Source organism: Flavobacterium erigeronis, assembly GCF_054075165.1.
This window is the reverse complement of record NZ_JBSKGP010000001.1, coordinates 728247-744479: the sequence shown is the minus strand read 5'-3', so window position 1 is coordinate 744479 and position 16233 is coordinate 728247. Positions and strand designations below refer to the sequence as shown.

The following is a 16233-nucleotide window of genomic DNA, read 5'->3' as shown; positions in this document are numbered from 1 at the left end:
TAAGCAGTAAAATGTAAATTGATTTTGAAGTTGATTTGAAATTGCATTTTATTGAATTTAAAAAGTAGTATTTTTGCAGTATGGAAACAAATAGACAGAAAAAAATAGGTGGTGTCATCCAGAAAGACTTGGTTGATATTCTGCAAGGTGAAGTGAGAAAAAACGGAATTACAAATTTGGTAATTTCAGTGTCCAAAGTTAGTGTAACTACAGATCTATCTGTGGCAACAGTATATTTAAGCATTTTTCCGCAAGAAAAAGCCAAAGAAACATTAGAAGCAATTAAAACCAATACAACTTTAATCAAACATGATTTATCACAGCGTGTACGTTTGCAATTACGCCGTGTTCCCAATTTGGTATTCTTTATTGATGACTCATTAGATTATATTGAGAAAATCGACAACGCACTTGCAGGAAAAGAAAATCCAATAGAAAATCGTGATCTTTTAGAAAAAAGAAGAAAGTCGTAATTTGAATTTTCCTTTATACATAGCCAAACGATATATTTTTAGCAGCAGTAAAAACAATGCTATCAATATTATCAACCGTATTGCCAGCATGGGAATCATTGTTGGCACGATGGCTTTGTTTGTTGTTTTATCTGTTTTCAGCGGATTAAAAGTTTTTAGTCTTTCGTTTACAAATGAAATTGACCCAGATTTAAAATTGACGAGTACGTACGGAAAATCATTTTTAATCACTCCAGAGCAGCAAGCTCAAATAAAAAAAATAGATGGCGTTGCTTCTTATACCAAAATAATAGAAGAACGTGTTTTGTTTTTATTTAAAGACAAACAGCAAGTTACTTATTTGAAAGGTGTTGACAGCCTTTATCCAGTTGTTAACGATATCAAGAAAAAGCTTTTTAATGGCCAATGGCTTAAACCAGATAGTTTTCAGGTTGTAATTGGTTACGGTTTAGCTCAAAACTTCTCAATGGGAATTCTTGATTTTGAAAACCCTCTGCAGGTTTTTGCACCCAAACCAGGAAAAGGAGCTATCGAAAATCCGGAAGAAGCTTTCAATAAAACAGATGTTCTGCCAGTTGGAATTTATTCTATCAGCGAAGATTTAGATTCAAAATATGTATTTGCAGATTTAGGATTAGTGCAAGAATTATTAATGTACAAACCCAATCAAATCTCAGGAATTGAATTTAATTTAAAAGAAAATGCAGATGAGGGAGCAATAAAAGCGCAGCTTAATTCTATTTTTAAAAATAAAATTACTTTAAAAAACAGAGCACAGCTGAATGAGTCTTTATATAAAATGCTTAATACCGAAAATATTGCTGTTTATCTGATTTTTACATTAGTGATAATTGTGGCTCTTTTTAATTTGATTGGCGCCTTGATTATGATGATTTTAGAAAAGAAAGGAAATCTAAAAACGCTTTTTAATTTAGGTACAGATATCACAGATCTTCGAAAAATATTTCTGCTTCAAGGAACTTTATTAAGTGTCTTCGGCGGCTTAATCGGACTGGTTTTGGGAATCATCCTCGTGATATTACAGCAGAAATTTGAACTTATCATGATCACGCCGACTTTGGCATATCCCGTTGTTTTTACAATAGAAAATGTTTTAATTGTAATGACAACAATTATTTCACTAGGTTTTGTTGCCTCATTAATTGCCAGCAGCCGAGTGAGTAAAAAACTGCTTGATTAATATTTCTTAAAAAATATTACTTATATTTACCGCCTTATAAATCTACAGCATATGATTGTTTCTGCCTAATCCTATTTTATTTTTAGAATAATTAGGATACTTACGTTTACTTTTTTTAGTTCAGATTTTAAAAATAATTCTGGACCAATTTTATCATTTATCCTAAAATATCATGACAGAAACAACTATAAAAAAAAGCTTCTTTTCTAAATTTTTCACTACTTTAAAACAAGCCTTAAAAGGCGACGAATCTTTTGACTATACTGCAGGAAGTATAAAGAAAGCCGTAATTCTATTGGCCATTCCGATGGTTTTAGAAATGATGATGGAATCGGTTTTTGCTCTAGTCGATTTATATTTCGTCGGACATTTAGAGCATAGTAGTTTTGCTATTCAAACCGTTGGATTGACCGAATCGGTATTGACTGTAATTTATTCTCTCGCAATCGGAATGAGTATGGCAGCAACGGCAGTCGTGGCGAGGCGAATTGGAGAAAAAGATCCTATCGCTGCTGCGAAAGCGGGAATGCAGGCCATTATTATAGCTTTTGCTGTTAATAGTGTTTTAAGCATTTTCGGAATTATCTATGCAAAAGATATTTTGATTTTAATGGGTTCGTCAATAGAATCAGCTGAACACGGTTACCGATTTACTCAAATTATGATTGGATCAAGTTTGTGTATTATGCTATTGTTCCTTATAAATGGAATTTTTCGTGGAGCCGGGAACGCTGCAATCGCAATGAAAAGCCTTTGGATTGCTAACATCTGCAATATCATTTTATGTCCAATCTTGATTAATGGTTTCGGACCAATTCCAGCTTTCGGATTAGTTGGCGCCGCTTTGGCAACGACTTTCGGAAGAAGCATTGGTGTTCTGTACCAAGTTTACCATCTGTTTTTTGGAAACGGAATTTTAAAAATAAAAATTCCATATTTTGCTCCAGACTTTGCACAGATAAAAGCTTTAGTTAAAATAGCTGCTCCTGGAATTTTACAATTTGTAATTGCATCTTGCAGCTGGATTTTTTTAGCACAATTAGTAGCAACAACAGGTGGAGATCATGGTTCGGCGGGTTATCAGACGGCGTTGCGAATTATGATGTTTTTCATTCTTCCAGCTTGGGGATTGAGTAATGCAGCAGCGACTTTGGTCGGGCAGAATTTAGGTGCGAAACAAATCGAACGTGCCGAAAAATCAGTTTATACTACTGCCAGATATAATGTGATTTTCATGGCATCGATTATGATTATTACTTTGGCTTTTGGACAATATATTATTTCGTTTTTCACGAATGATGAACAAGTAAAAACTATTGCAATTGAAGCTTTGCAGATCATGAGCATCGGTTTTATTTTCTACGGAATCGGAATGGTTTTAATCAATACTTTCAATGGAGCGGGAGATACTTGGACACCAACAGGAATTAATTTCTTTGGGTTTTGGCTGTTTCAAATTCCGCTTGCTTTTGTATTAGCGAAACATTTTAATATGGGACCAACTGGAGTTTTTATTGCTATTCCAGTTGCTGAAACGGCTATTACTTTAGCAGGAATCTTTTTCTATAAAAGAGGAAAGTGGAAGAGAGTTCAGGTATAACATAATACGAAAGGCCTTCAATTTAGAAGGTCTTTTTTGTACTCTGTAAATGAAATCTTATTTTTAACTTTCGGAATAATCTAAATATGCTTAAAAATAATGAAAAATCAATTAAAAAAAATTCGAATAACAGTCGGAATTAGTCTACTTGCTTTGACTTTACACTCTCAACAAATAGGAAATGGATTAGCTAATATCCTTGATGATTTCACAATACCTCTTGCATCAGGAACCTATAATGGACTTAATCCAACCGGTTCATTACCTGAAAGTAATTGGCAGCATTTGTTTGTAATCAGACATCCTAATTCTAATAATAATTATCAATTGCAGATAGCTTCAACAATAGCGGAAAATGACAAATTATACTTCAGAAAATTAGCTTCTGGTTCGGCAACTTCAACAAATACAATTTGGTATGAATTAGCAACCAGAGGTGCAAATTATTTCTCAGGAAATCAAATTATAGCAGGCAATGTTGGAATTGGAATTTCAAATCCAACTGAAAAATTAGAAATTTATAATTCAGAGACAACACCAGCTGTGGTTTCTTTGAGAAGTTTTAGAAATGATGCGCAATTTGTTGATGTTGGTAGGATAAGTGCTAAGCAAGGAGATGCTGAAATAGGAAGAATTGGAATGCCCAGAGCGGGAGGATCTTTAACAGGATATTTAACTTTTTGGACAAAAGCAGATAATAATGTCGATTTAACTGAAAAAGTAAGGATCGCAGCAAATGGTAACATGGGTATAGGTACGATAAATCCACAGAATAAACTAGATGTAAATGGTACAATTCACTCCAAAGAAGTAAAGGTAGATATGCTAAATTGGTCAGATTTCGTTTTTAAAAAAGAGTACAATTTGCCAACACTCAAAGCGGTTGAAAAACATATTGCAGAAAAAGGACATTTAGAAAATATCCCAAGTGAAAAAGAAGTTATTGAGAGGGGTATTAATTTAGGAGAAATAAATGCTAAACTTTTACAAAAAATAGAAGAATTAACTCTTTATGTCATTGATCAAAATAAGAAAATAGAAAAACTTCAGGAAGAAAATGAAAGATTTAGTGAAATAGAAAAAAGATTGTCAAAGATTGAAAATAAAAAATAAAAAAAGGAGAAGTTTTAACTTCTCCTTTTTTTATTTAAACAAACTCATACCCTGCATAAACCTGCTCAATCTCTTTCATAATCGCAAAAAGATTTTCAGGTTCATCAGTAGTAACCAATTTTTGTTTGAATTCTTTAAATGAATGAATTCCTTTGAAATAATTAGTGTAATGACGACGCATTTCTACAATTCCCAAACGTTCGCCTTTCCAATCCATTGACCATTGCAAATGATTTCGGGCAGCTTCAACACGATCGATAACCGTTGGAGCAGGCAAGTGTTCACCCGTTTTAAAGAAATGTTTGATTTCATTAAAAATCCACGGATAACCAATCGCAGCACGACCAATCATGATTCCGTCAATTCCGTATTCGTTTTTATATTTTAATGCTTTTTCTGGACTGTCGATATCGCCGTTTCCGAAAATTGGCATTGTAATTCTTGGGTTGTTTTTTACGCGAGCAATGTGCGACCAATCTGAATGGCCTTTATACATTTGTGCACGTGTTCTAGCGTGAATAGTTAAAGCTTGAACACCAATATCTTGAAGCCTTTCAGCAACTTCATCAATGTTAATTGAGTTATCGTCCCAACCTAAACGTGTTTTTACAGTAACAGGTAAATCTGTACCTTTAATAACCGCTTTTGTCAAACGAACCATTAAATCAACATCTTTTAAAACTCCTGCACCAGCACCTCTGCAAACTACTTTTTTTACCGGACATCCAAAATTGATATCTACTAAATCGGGTTTTACAGTAGAAACGATTTTAGAAGACATTTCCATTGCTTCTTCATCTCCACCAAAAATCTGAATTCCGACCGGACGTTCGTAATCAAAAATATCTAGCTTCATGCGGCTTTTTATCGCATCACGAATTAATCCTTCAGAAGAAATAAACTCAGAGTACATCATGTCAGCTCCATGCGTTTTGCATAATCTGCGAAACGGCGGATCACTCACATCTTCCATCGGAGCAAGTAATAAAGGAAATTCGGGTAGTTCTATATTGCCAATCTTAACCATCATCTATATTTTTTGCAAAATTACAACATTTAGTTCAATTCACAGCAAAACATTCAAAGTCAGCGTAAATTGTTAAAATAGAACCATATAAGACATATAAGTTCATTTAAATTGCAAAGCTGCTTTTTAGTACATATAAGTATGGAAAGTGTTTAACAAATTTAAGGTCATCACATTTTTTTAAGCTCAAAGTTTTTTAAAAATGAACTTATATGGTTTCAAAAAAATCTAACGATAATCAAAAAAGCGAATTGGTTTTCTACTCATCAGGTTAAAAACAATAGGGTTTAGAACTTCTTTTGGAACAAATTCTATTGTTAAAATTGAACCATATAAGACATATAAGTCATTTAAATTGCAAAGCTGTTTTTTAGTACATATAAGTATGGAAAAGTGTTTAACAAATTTAAGGTCATCACATTTTTTTAAGCTCAAAGTTTTTTAAAATGAATTTACATCACTTATATGGTTTCAAAAAAAGTTATCGATAATCAAAAAAGCGAATAGGTTTCCTACTCATCGGGTTAAAAACAATAGGGTTTAAAATTTCTTTTGGAACAAATTCTATTTTTGGCGTAACTCTCAATTTGGCTCTAAAATGGTCTTTTATTTCCTGCAGAAATTCTGGAGATTGGTTTTTTACTGCAATTTTAATCAGGATTTCATCGGTGCCTAAATCATTGGTTGAAATCTCAATTAAATGATTTTCAATATTGTCGAAACTGCTCAAAACATCGTTCATCGCTGGCGGATACAATGTTGTTCCTTTATATTTAATCATTTGTTTTTTACGTCCCACAACTGGACCAACGCGAAGTGTATTTCGTCCACAAGCGCAAGGCTCGTCATGAAACTGAACCATATCACCTGTTTTAAAACGCAATAATGGCATCGCCTCAATTCCTAAAGTAGTAAAAGTCAGTTCGCCCGTTTCGCCGTTTTTTACAGGCATATTATTTTCGTCCAAAACTTCAACGATGATTAATTCTGGATGATGATGTCCGCCTTTTCCATGTTCACATTCGGTAAAAGCTGTACTCATTTCAGTGGAAGCGTAAGTAGAAAACAACTTAATATTCCATTTATCTGTGATTTTTTTCGATAGAATATTCATCGAAAAATCTTGTTCTCTCAGAGATTCTCCGATACAGATTGCTCCTTTTATACTCGAATTGTTATAATCAATTCCGTGAATTTCAGCGTATTCAATTAATTTTAAAAGGAAAGAAGGAACCGTAATCAAATAACTCGGATTGTATTTTAAAATAGAATCCCATTGCATTTCTGGAATTCCTGCACCAACACGAATAACGCCGACTTTCAGTTTTCGCAAACCTAAAAAATAGGCAAGACCTGCCATAAATTTTCGGTCGATGGTTGTCATTAACTGCACAACGTCGCCTTCTGCAATTCCGGCGCAGGCAAACGAAATGGCTTCATTATACGCCAAACGATCCAAATCAGAATCGGTTAAACCAAAAGTTACGGGATCTCCTAAAGTTCCAGAGGTTGTGGCATAATCGATAATTTTATGCTGTGAAACACATAAAAAATCATCATTATATTGCTGTAAATCTTCTTTCGTCGTAACAGGAAGATGCTGTAAATCTTCGAGCGTTTTTATTTTTGAAATATCAATATTCTGTCCTGCAAAAAGCCTTTTGTAAAAAGGAGAGTTCTCGCTGATATAAGCTAAAAGTTCGGCTAGTTTTTTTTCTTGAAAAATTTTAATTTCTTCTAAAGAATCTTTTTCTATTGCTGGAATCATTTTAATTTTCTTTTGACTTTTTTTAAATATTTTTCAATTTCTTCTTTTTGAGGAACTGTGGTGATTTCGTGACTTAAAGCCTTTTCAAAATTCAGCTTTGCCTGAAGAAATTCCTTTTTTTGGTAAAAGTACAATCCTGTCTTATAATATACAACCCAATAATTGGGGTTTAATGCCTGATAATTCTGAAGAAATTCTGGAGAAACTGTTTCTTTCTTCTCTAGAATTGCATCTAATTTATGATCTTCAATTTTAAATTTTTTAAAATTCTGAAACGCAGTCGTTTCCAAAAATGGATCTTTGGCAATATTCAAATTTTCTTTCTGAAAGGATTTTGTTTCATTACGGTTTTCTCCAAAAATGGAATTTAAATCATAACAAACAAATTCGCCCAACTGAAACGGATTTGCCGAAACCCAAACCAGTTTTTCTTTCGGTTTAAAAATAATTCCGTGATGCGCCAAAAGCTGATTTAATGCTTTTTCGTTTCCGTAACCTAAAGCCATATTTTGTAAACCTTCTTTATTTCTAAGAATTTCTGAAGCAATTTCAGGATTCACTTTTGGATTTTCAGATAGTAATTCCTGCATTCTTTCATATCGATATTCAGAATGGCTGTTGGCAATTTGTTCTAGATTTCGTTTGTCATTTTTGAAAGCTTCGCCTTGAAAATGATTCGAACAAATTAATTGATCGCTATTCGGAACATCGTAAACATCTATTTTATCTGGCGAAACTTCAATTAAAACGGCTTTGTTATCGTTGGCACTTCCCACCATAATCGATTCAGAAACAAATACTTTTCTCTTTTTTGCGATGGCAACGGCTTCGTCAATAGTTTTGGCATGCTGCAAAATTTCGCGTGTCAGTATAGAAATTGGGGTTTTCGCGCTAAGCGGAATTTTAGATTTAGAAGCATTAATCGTTACCGTCAAACCTTCGAAGTTCATTCCAGAAACAGCGCCAATCATTCCGGGCCAAGTCACCATCATAAACGGAAATCCTTGTTCTGGTTTTATAAAGGCAATGATTTTATTTTCCGCGAAAGCGTCATTCACATAAAAATCAAAATTGCGTCCGAGAATTAAACTTCCATCTTCTGATCTTTCGTTCCAAACTGCAAAAGAAGAACAACCGACCAAAGCTAAATCTTGCAAAGCGTGTCCAATATCGTGAGCTGCATGCAAGTATAAACTGCGTTGAAATTGTGGTGCTATATTGTCAAACTCTGCCGAAGTATATTGCGAAACACCATAAATCTCAGTCTGATATTCGTTTGGAACATTTAAATATAACTTTCGATTGTACCACTTTAAAAACTGGCGAAGCAGTTTCTGCTGAAATTTTGAAGGAACAAAATCGGTTATTTTAGAGAAAAAAATATGCTGTTGTTTCTCGAGAAGCGAATCGGTTAGCGCGCCTGTTGTCAATCCGATTTCTAGCGGATCGCCTTCTACATACAATTCCCAAAGCCCTTGTTTGTTCTTTAAAAGCGAATTTGGTCCAGAAATAAAAATGCTGTCGGATATTTTTTGTACCGTTGGTTTTGTAGCATTGAAAGCCGAAATATCAGGCGTATGTTTTTTAGATTTTGAAGTACCGCAGGAAACAATTATCAACATAAAAAATAAAGAAGATAAAAGTAAACTTGAGTTTTTCATAACGCTAGTAGCTGAGTTGGGATTTGGAATTTTCTATTTGGAATTTTCCCTTACATTTTATTCAGATGCTTTTTTGATTTTTTCCAGCAGATATTCTTTTCCTACAATTTCTGAGCAAGTTATGACCGCTCCAACTGTAACGCCTAAGACTCCGTGCATGTTAATACTTTGGCCTGTAAGATAAAGATTTTCTAGCTTAGTTTTGGACGGAATTAAAGTTTTCATCGGATTATTAGAATCTTTAACATATCCGTACATATTTCCGCCGTCTCCGCCGATATAATCGCGGTACGAAAGCGGAGTAGAAGTATGCACCGATTTGATGCAATCTTTTATATCAGGAAATTTTTTTTCGATTTCTTCTAAAAATTTCGCTGCTTTTTTAGCTTTGAATTCGTCGTAACTTTCACCTCTTTCATTTTCTTCAAAAGTCGTATTGAAGGTATTTTTCCAAGCTTTCACGTCATCATATTTCATGTACGTTAAAAACGTCATTCCATCTGCCCATTCTTCATTATTTTTAGATGGATTCATAGAAGCCATAAAAGTTTTTGGCCAAGAATTTTCGTCGTATTCATGCGCCGTCCAAACATCATTGGCACTTTTGAAATGATAATAATTATGATTAATGTATTTGAAAGTTTTTGGTTTAAAAACAATATAAATGCTGAAAGCAGAAAGTACGCTTTCCAGATCTTGGATTCTATTGAAAAACGGTTTTCGAAAGTTTTCCTGACCCGCCATTTTCAAAGTCGTTTTGGGTTCGATATTCGAAATAAAAATATTTCCCGAAACCTCGGTTCCGTCTTTCATTTTAACCGAATTCACTTTTTGATTTTCGACTTCAAACTTCGTTACTTCTTTATGTTTAAAGAATTCGCCGCCGCATTTTTTCAGCTGTTTCAGAAGCTGTTTCGTAATCTGGCTTCCACCGTTTATGCAGCGCCATGAACTTTCAATATAAGAATTGACGACAAGCGCGTGTACATAAAAAGGCGATTTTTCGGCTATGCCCGCATACAGAAAATTGGATCCCGCCAAAACGGCTTTCAGTTTTTCATTTTGAGTAAAAGAATCGATGGTTTCTTTCGCGTTAAGCGTTAGAATTTCGTCATCATATTTTCCTTGAGATTCTAGATTGTAAAGTGGAAAAGTTTTGCAGACTGCTTTTATTTTCTCGCAATACTTTTCGAGATTTTCTTTTTCTTCAGGGAAAGAAACAGTCAGTTGTTTGATGAAATTTTCGAAACCCTGTGCATGCGGATATTCGGTTTTATCGTCGTCAAAAGAAATAATATCGAAACCATTTTCATCCATTTTTTTTAGATTCAAATGATCCATTATGCCAATATATTTGAAATATTGATGTAGATTCTGGCCTTCGCCTAAACCTCCGATGTAATGAATTCCCGTATCAAAAATAGTTTTATCTCTTACGAAAGTCTGGAGATTTCCGCCATATTGATTGTTCTTTTCGAGTACACAAACGCTGTAGCCTTCTTTTGCCAGAATAACGGCAGAAACCAATCCGCCCAAACCGCTGCCAATTATGACTACATCGTACTGTTTTTTCATTATTTTTTCTTTAAAACGATTAAAGCATTTTCTTCAGAAACAATTTCAAAATTCCCCAACTGATTTTTTAAACGAGGACAATTGACTAAAATTATAGAAGAAACGGCAGCAATTATTTTTTCGATTTCTTCTGAGTAATTTTCGTCAGAAATTAAAAGGACATCGTACTGATTTTCAAGTGCCAATTCTAATTTTTCGAGATAAGCTATTTTTCTTTTTTGAACTAAATAATTGGTTTTGGCAACCAGCAATTTTTCTTCATCATTTATAAAAGAAACTATTTTGCGTTGCGGTTCCTGTATCGCCAATAAAACATCCAATTGTCCGTAATCGTTTCCTAAATGAAGAATTTTTGCTTTTGGCTGAATGTGTTTATTTAAATTATAATAGGTTTCAAGATTTTGCTTTACATCTTTTTTCACGCTATTTCCAATTTCGATTTCCTTATAATCGTAACTGTTAATAAGCATGGTTTTGAAATAATCGGGACCTTCCAATTCTTGACGGATTTTTCGATATTCTCCTTTAAAGAAACTACTAATCTGCTTGGTTCTTTCTGTATAATTTGTTCCGAAAGAAAGATTTTCAGGCGTGATTCTCTCTAAAATAGTAACGGTTAATTTTCCGTGGTGAATGACAAAATCGCCTTTCGGAATTAGTTCTGAAGCGCCATGAATGACTATCGGAATAATATCGATTTTAAATTCTTCGGCAAGGAAAAAAGCGCCTTTGTGGAATCGTTTTATGATATTATTTTCAGATCGAGTTCCTTCTGGAAAAACCATTAAAGAATAGCCTTCATTTACTTTTTTGCGCAAATGTTCGACGCCGCCTTCAAGACCTTCAGAAACGGGATAAAAACCTGCTTTTCTTACAACACCGCCAAAAATAGGAGAGTTATAAACCCAGTCGCTCACCAAGAAAATAATTTTCGGACTCAGCATTCCGATGGCTAAAATGTCTAGGAATGAAGAATGGTTGGCAATTATAACGGCTGGCTTTTCGAAAGTTTCATGGAAATGATTAACGACTTTTTTGCGGATAAATGGATTAGAATACAATACCGATTTCATAAATTTTGAAATCACATATCGGAAAGCTTTCATTTTTGCTTTTTTAATAAAAGGCAAAATCGGCATAATGGTAAAACTGAAAATCGACATTACAATTCCGCCCAAACCATAATAGGCAAATGAAATGACACCGTGAATAAAAGTTCGCAATTGAAAAGGCGGATTTCCTTTTTTTGATCGATTTGATATAAAAACTTTAAATAGAATCGGATAGAAAATGAAAGTAATAATAAGCGCCGCAAAAACCCCTATTAGTGAAACCAATGAAATAGAAGTCAGTGCAGGATGTTTGGCAAAAATCATGGCGCCGATTCCTAAGATTGTTGTGATTACTGCCAGAATAATTGAAGTTCTGTAAATTGCAATTTCGTTAACGCCGTTGGTGTATTCTTTTTGAAGCGCGCTGGTCATGAAAATGCTAAAATCGACTCCGTGTCCAAAAATCAACGTGCAGACAATCATACTGAAAATATTCATCTGAATGCCAAAAAGTCCCATAATTCCAGCGGTTACAATTCCCGTTAAAGCAATTGGAATTAAGCTGACAATAACCAATTCGATTCTTCGGAAAAAGAAAAACAGAATTAAAATTACAGCAACAAAAGAATAATTTACTAATGAATTGAAATCGGTTTTTAAAGTGCTGAAAAACGTTTCGTTCATCTGCTGGCGGTCAATCGCGATGATGTTTTCTTTTGCAGAAGCCGATTTTACAAAAGCATCGCGCTGTTCTGGCGCTACTTTTACTAAAGTCGAAATGGTGTAAAAACCATTTTTCTCTGTAACAAATTCTTGCAATTGCAAAGCTTGAATTTTCAAATATTCGTTTGCAGAAATTGGTTTGAAATCAAAATCTAAGTGATCAAAAAACAAATTGTAAGTTGTCGGTTTAAAACCCAATTTAGAGCCTTCGGCAATTAATTCTGATTGTACAAATTGCTTTTTCTGCGAATTCCAGAATGCATTCCACTTTTCGATTTTCTGAAGCTGTTCTTTTTGCGAAAGCACAATTCCTCCAACAGAACTGAAATTTAAAATTTTATGTTGTTCTTTTTCTTGATTTAAATTTTCGAAAAGCTGGCTATTATGTTGCAAAACTTCTTCCATGCTTTTTCCGTAAGAAGCCACATAAATAGTTTTAGAAGTCAGACTCGTGCTTTCTTCCAGTTGTTTTTCGGCAGCTTTTATTTCTTTCGGAATAAAATTCAGTTGTGATAAATCGTTATTAAAACCAACATCATTATAAGTAAAACAGCAAATAATGGTAATAATGACACAAAAACCAATTAAGAATTTATTGTTGTGAAAAGAGAAATGCGCCATTTTATCGATCACATTTTTCTTGTGTTCTGCCGGATTTTCTTTTGGTTTGTATAAATGAGGAATAATCAAAAGAGAGAAAATTGCCGAAGCCATAACAATTACGGCAGCAAAAATTCCGAGATCATTCAGCGCATCCGATTTTACAAAAAGCAGACATAAAAATGCCACAGCCGTTGTAGAACTGCTCATAATTACGGGCATCGTAATGTCTTTGTACAGTGTTTTTACATCACTGTTGTGTTTGTAGTGCGTGAGAATGTGGATGGAATAATCGATTGTGATTCCCAAAAGAATAGAACCAATTCCGAGTGAAATTGCTGAAATCTGTTCTCTCACAAAATATAAAAATGCAACCGCAAACAATCCTCCAAAAACGGTCGGAACGAAGATAATGAACGGAATTAAGATTTTTCTATAAAACAAAATCAGAATCAGCATCAAAGTAAACATCGCGATTGATGTTGTCAAAATAATGTCGCTCTTTATTTGCGTGGCGTTTGCAACTGCAATAAGGGCAGAACCAAAATAACTGATCGAAGTTTTGCCTTTAAATTGTTGATTTAAATTTTCTTGAATCGATTTTAGTTTTTCGGCAAAAATGGTGTTTTTCTCTGTTTCGCTTGACGGAATATTTGAAGCGATAAAAAGCAGCAATTTTTTTTTATCCTTCGTCATTACAAATCCATTTTCTAGTGTAAAATCGTCGCCAATATTTAGTTGCTGTAATTTTTTTAAAGCGATAAACGAAATCCCAAACGGATCTTGGAGAATAAAATCTTTGGTTACAAATCCCGAAGGCGAAATAATCGATTTGTAATTTCCTTCAACGATCGATGCGATGCTGTCTTTTTGAAGTTTCTTTTCGATAGCAGCGTAATCTTTATCGTCTAGAAAAAGTGGCAGATTGTTGTAAACAAAATCAATAGTTTCCTGAATATTTTCTTCGTCTATTTTTCCTTGAATTCCTGTGATGTAAGGTTTGCAAGATTTTGAAACGCTGTCTGAAAATACAGTCGCCATTTCTTTTAAATCTTCGGCAGAGCCATTTTTGTCCAAGCTGAAAATTACGGTCGTTTTATCGGCAAAGTTTAATTGTTTTAAAACTTTGGCGGTAACATCAGTTTTGTCGTTTGTGGGAATAAGCTTGGTGATATCTTCTTCAAATTTTAATCTTGAAGCAAAAAAGCCAAAAACCAAAAGCATCAATACAGCCAGCAGCACCGAAAGAGATTTTCTTCGATTTACAAACAGATGAATGGCGTAGAAATATTGATGCATATTTAAAATTTTGTTAGCTACGAATTCACGAATTAATTAAAAATGGATTTGAATAAATTCGTGAATTCGTGGCAGATTTAAATCTGTGGCAAAACTATTTTATTTTTTGGAACTGAAAGCGGTTAAAAGCAAATAACTTATTGAGCCAACTGTCAGCGCCGAAACGGATGCTAAAATAAGACTTCCTACGATATATTGAGTAGCATTTTTTTGAATATCGTCGAGTGTAATGGAACTGTCTAAAACGAGTGGCGTACTGCTAGTTACAAAAACACTCCCCACTTGAAGTGAAGCATAAATAATAAACGGAATAAAAGGCGGAAAACTTACGTTTGACGTAAGATAAGCAATGACTTTGTTAAGTCTGAACAAGGCCGCAAAAGTAAAAAGCAACACGGTTTGAAATCCCCAAAAAGGCGAAAGACCGATAAAAATACCTAAAGCGATAGCCGCAGATTTTTTAAAATTAGAATCATTGCTTTCTAAAATATCTTCTAGAAAGAATTTTTTAAAACCTTTTTTTTTTGCTCGCCTAAAGAAATCGCGAGGTTTTATATACAGCAAAGCATTGGTTACCAAAACCGTATTTAAAATACTGATTCGGGTAAAATCTTGAAACGGACGAAAATGTGAAACTCTTTCAGCTGGATCGTACAAAACTTGAATCGGAATATTTTTTACGGTAATTCCTTTCCATGCAGCGCGTACAATAACTTCGATTTCAAATTCAAATTTATTGGTGTAAAAACGTTTTGGCAGCAATCGAAGCGGGTACAATCTAAATCCAGATTGCGTGTCGTCTAGTTTTATTCCGGTTTCAAACTTGAACCAAAAATTAGAAAATTTGTTTCCAAAACTGCTTTTCTTCGGAACATTTTCTTGCGTCATATTGCGGCTTCCAATTAAAAGAGTGTTTGGCTCATTTTGGATGGCTTCTAAGAAAACAGGAATATCTGCTGCAAAATGCTGTCCGTCAGAATCGATTGTAATGGCGTATTCAAAATCCAATTCCAGCGCTTTTCTAAATCCGTTTCTTAACGCGCGTCCTTTTCCTATGTTTTGAGGATGGTGAATTTGCGTTAAATGAGAATACGATTTTAAAATTTCGCTCGTAGAATCAGTCGATCCGTCATTGACAATAATGACATTTGTGGTGAAATCTAAAATAGAATCCAGTACTTTTTTTAGTGTTTTCTGGTTGTTGTACGTAGGTACAATAACGCAAAAGTTAGTCGAACTAAGTAATTCGTGCTGTGATTTCATGAGGTGTTTTTTGGGCTTACTTCACGAATTGTCTCTCCTTTTCAGAGAAACTTTTAGATTGTAAAACAAAGTCTTTAAGATACTCTTTCAAAGCCGCACTTTGCGATGCATAATACGTCGTAATGAATTTTTTATCTTCTTTAATATTTTTCTTGTAGCCCGTAATTCCAGGAACATCTTCTTGAACGCTCAGTCTGATCATTCGCATTTCGATATTGCTCGGATCGCTTTTTATTGTTGCTTCAAGAAGTTTAGCGCCTTCTTTAAAACGTTCAATTTTTTCGCCTAATTTTTTTTCAAACTTAGAATCTACTAAAATGGAAGCAGCTTTATAAGCGATTAAAATTTTATCATCATTATTGGAAACGCCCGAAAGTTTTGCAACAAAATCTTTGGCGTTGGTTTCTGATTTTGCTACATCAGAATACATTTTGCGGATCGAAGCCAAATCTGGCGTTCCAGCAAAACTAACCCATAAAAGTAATGTCAGTAACAGTTTCATAATTATATTTTTTTGTACACTGTGCTCAGTTTAAGAGCAGTGGTGTCGTTAAAGTAAGTCGTGTTTTTCACTTTTACCAAACCGTCTTCAGTGGTTGTAACATCCAGTTCCAATCGTAATTCTGGTGTGGCCTCTGGATTAATCAGTGCCATGAATTTTACATTTGCCAAAGACTGAATCATCAACGGATTTTTTACAATCGATTCTGTTAGTTCCTTAATAATCTGAATCATGCAAACACCCGGCATAATAGGATTTCCAGGAAAATGTCCTTTAAAAACCTCATGTTTTTCGTTGACTAAAATTGTAATATTATATTTTGAATCGGATACTTTTTCCTCCGATAGTATTTTATAAAAATCTTGTAAAATCATAT

The 16233-nt window shown here is 34.1% G+C and carries 12 protein-coding genes; 4 read left to right on the top strand and 8 right to left on the bottom strand.

Annotated elements, in window-relative coordinates; genetic code table 11:
- Positions 1 to 80 precede the first annotated feature (80 nt).
- From rbfA to ACWA1F_RS03125, 4 genes are all read left to right on the top strand, one after another.
- On the top strand, positions 81 to 473 hold the full coding sequence (rbfA, locus tag ACWA1F_RS03140) for a 30S ribosome-binding factor RbfA (protein ID WP_095930618.1): 393 nt from the start codon (positions 81 to 83) through the stop codon (positions 471 to 473).
- 1 nt (position 474) lies between these two features.
- Entirely contained in the window at positions 475 to 1674 is a 1200-nt protein-coding gene (locus ACWA1F_RS03135; protein ID WP_456891521.1) for an ABC transporter permease, read from the top strand.
- Positions 1675 to 1846: 172 nt separating this feature from the next.
- Complete coding sequence (locus ACWA1F_RS03130) at positions 1847 to 3274, top strand: MATE family efflux transporter (protein WP_456891519.1); 1428 nt, start codon at positions 1847 to 1849, stop codon at positions 3272 to 3274.
- Between the two features lie 99 nt (positions 3275 to 3373).
- Positions 3374 to 4387 carry a hypothetical protein gene (locus ACWA1F_RS03125; protein ID WP_456891517.1) on the top strand — a complete coding sequence of 338 codons (1014 nt, stop codon included), beginning with the start codon at positions 3374 to 3376 and terminating at the stop codon, positions 4385 to 4387.
- Between the two features lie 34 nt (positions 4388 to 4421).
- Here ACWA1F_RS03125 and dusB read toward each other — a convergent pair whose 3' ends face one another.
- The 8 genes from dusB to ACWA1F_RS03085 form a co-directional block, all read right to left on the bottom strand.
- Entirely contained in the window at positions 4422 to 5414 is a 993-nt protein-coding gene (gene dusB / locus ACWA1F_RS03120) for a tRNA dihydrouridine synthase DusB (protein ID WP_306154850.1), read from the bottom strand.
- A 481-nt stretch (positions 5415 to 5895) separates the two neighbouring features.
- Positions 5896 to 7182, bottom strand: coding sequence for a flexirubin biosynthesis putative acyl-CoA ligase FlxY (locus tag ACWA1F_RS03115; protein ID WP_306154095.1), 1287 nt, complete (start codon positions 7180 to 7182; stop codon positions 5896 to 5898).
- Positions 7179 to 8843, bottom strand: coding sequence for a C45 family autoproteolytic acyltransferase/hydolase (locus tag ACWA1F_RS03110; protein WP_456891514.1), 1665 nt, complete (start codon positions 8841 to 8843; stop codon positions 7179 to 7181). The genes ACWA1F_RS03115 and ACWA1F_RS03110 overlap by 4 nt, the downstream gene beginning before the upstream one ends.
- Positions 8844 to 8900: 57 nt before the next feature.
- Positions 8901 to 10418, bottom strand: coding sequence for a phytoene desaturase family protein (locus tag ACWA1F_RS03105; RefSeq protein ID WP_456891512.1), 1518 nt, complete (start codon positions 10416 to 10418; stop codon positions 8901 to 8903).
- Positions 10418 to 14092 carry a 1-acyl-sn-glycerol-3-phosphate acyltransferase gene (locus tag ACWA1F_RS03100; protein WP_456891510.1) on the bottom strand — a complete coding sequence of 1225 codons (3675 nt, stop codon included), beginning with the start codon at positions 14090 to 14092 and terminating at the stop codon, positions 10418 to 10420. Before ACWA1F_RS03100 ends, ACWA1F_RS03105 begins: the two co-directional genes overlap by 1 nt.
- A 99-nt stretch (positions 14093 to 14191) precedes the next feature.
- On the bottom strand, positions 14192 to 15355 hold the full coding sequence (locus tag ACWA1F_RS03095) for a DUF2062 domain-containing protein (RefSeq protein WP_456891508.1): 1164 nt from the start codon (positions 15353 to 15355) through the stop codon (positions 14192 to 14194).
- 16 nt (positions 15356 to 15371) lie between these two features.
- Positions 15372 to 15857, bottom strand: coding sequence for a hypothetical protein (locus ACWA1F_RS03090; protein ID WP_456891506.1), 486 nt, complete (start codon positions 15855 to 15857; stop codon positions 15372 to 15374).
- A 2-nt stretch (positions 15858 to 15859) separates the two neighbouring features.
- Complete coding sequence (locus ACWA1F_RS03085; RefSeq protein ID WP_306154107.1) at positions 15860 to 16231, bottom strand: hotdog family protein; 372 nt, start codon at positions 16229 to 16231, stop codon at positions 15860 to 15862.
- Between the last annotated feature and the right edge of the window lie 2 nt (positions 16232 to 16233).

Bases quoted from the DNA above. Each gene is read 5' to 3' on its own strand.
- rbfA (WP_095930618.1), top strand. From the start codon at position 81: ATGGAAACAAATAGACAGAAAAAAATAGGTGGTGTCATCCAGAAAGAC.
- ACWA1F_RS03130 (WP_456891519.1), top strand. From the start codon at position 1,847: ATGACAGAAACAACTATAAAAAAAAGCTTCTTTTCTAAATTTTTCACT.
- ACWA1F_RS03125 (WP_456891517.1), top strand. From the start codon at position 3,374: ATGAAAAATCAATTAAAAAAAATTCGAATAACAGTCGGAATTAGTCTA.
- dusB (WP_306154850.1), bottom strand. From the start codon at position 5,414: ATGGTTAAGATTGGCAATATAGAACTACCCGAATTTCCTTTATTACTT.
- ACWA1F_RS03115 (WP_306154095.1), bottom strand. From the start codon at position 7,182: ATGATTCCAGCAATAGAAAAAGATTCTTTAGAAGAAATTAAAATTTTT.
- ACWA1F_RS03110 (WP_456891514.1), bottom strand. From the start codon at position 8,843: ATGAAAAACTCAAGTTTACTTTTATCTTCTTTATTTTTTATGTTGATA.
- ACWA1F_RS03105 (WP_456891512.1), bottom strand. From the start codon at position 10,418: ATGAAAAAACAGTACGATGTAGTCATAATTGGCAGCGGTTTGGGCGGA.
- ACWA1F_RS03100 (WP_456891510.1), bottom strand. From the start codon at position 14,092: ATGCATCAATATTTCTACGCCATTCATCTGTTTGTAAATCGAAGAAAA.
- ACWA1F_RS03095 (WP_456891508.1), bottom strand. From the start codon at position 15,355: ATGAAATCACAGCACGAATTACTTAGTTCGACTAACTTTTGCGTTATT.
- ACWA1F_RS03090 (WP_456891506.1), bottom strand. From the start codon at position 15,857: ATGAAACTGTTACTGACATTACTTTTATGGGTTAGTTTTGCTGGAACG.
- ACWA1F_RS03085 (WP_306154107.1), bottom strand. From the start codon at position 16,231: ATGATTTTACAAGATTTTTATAAAATACTATCGGAGGAAAAAGTATCC.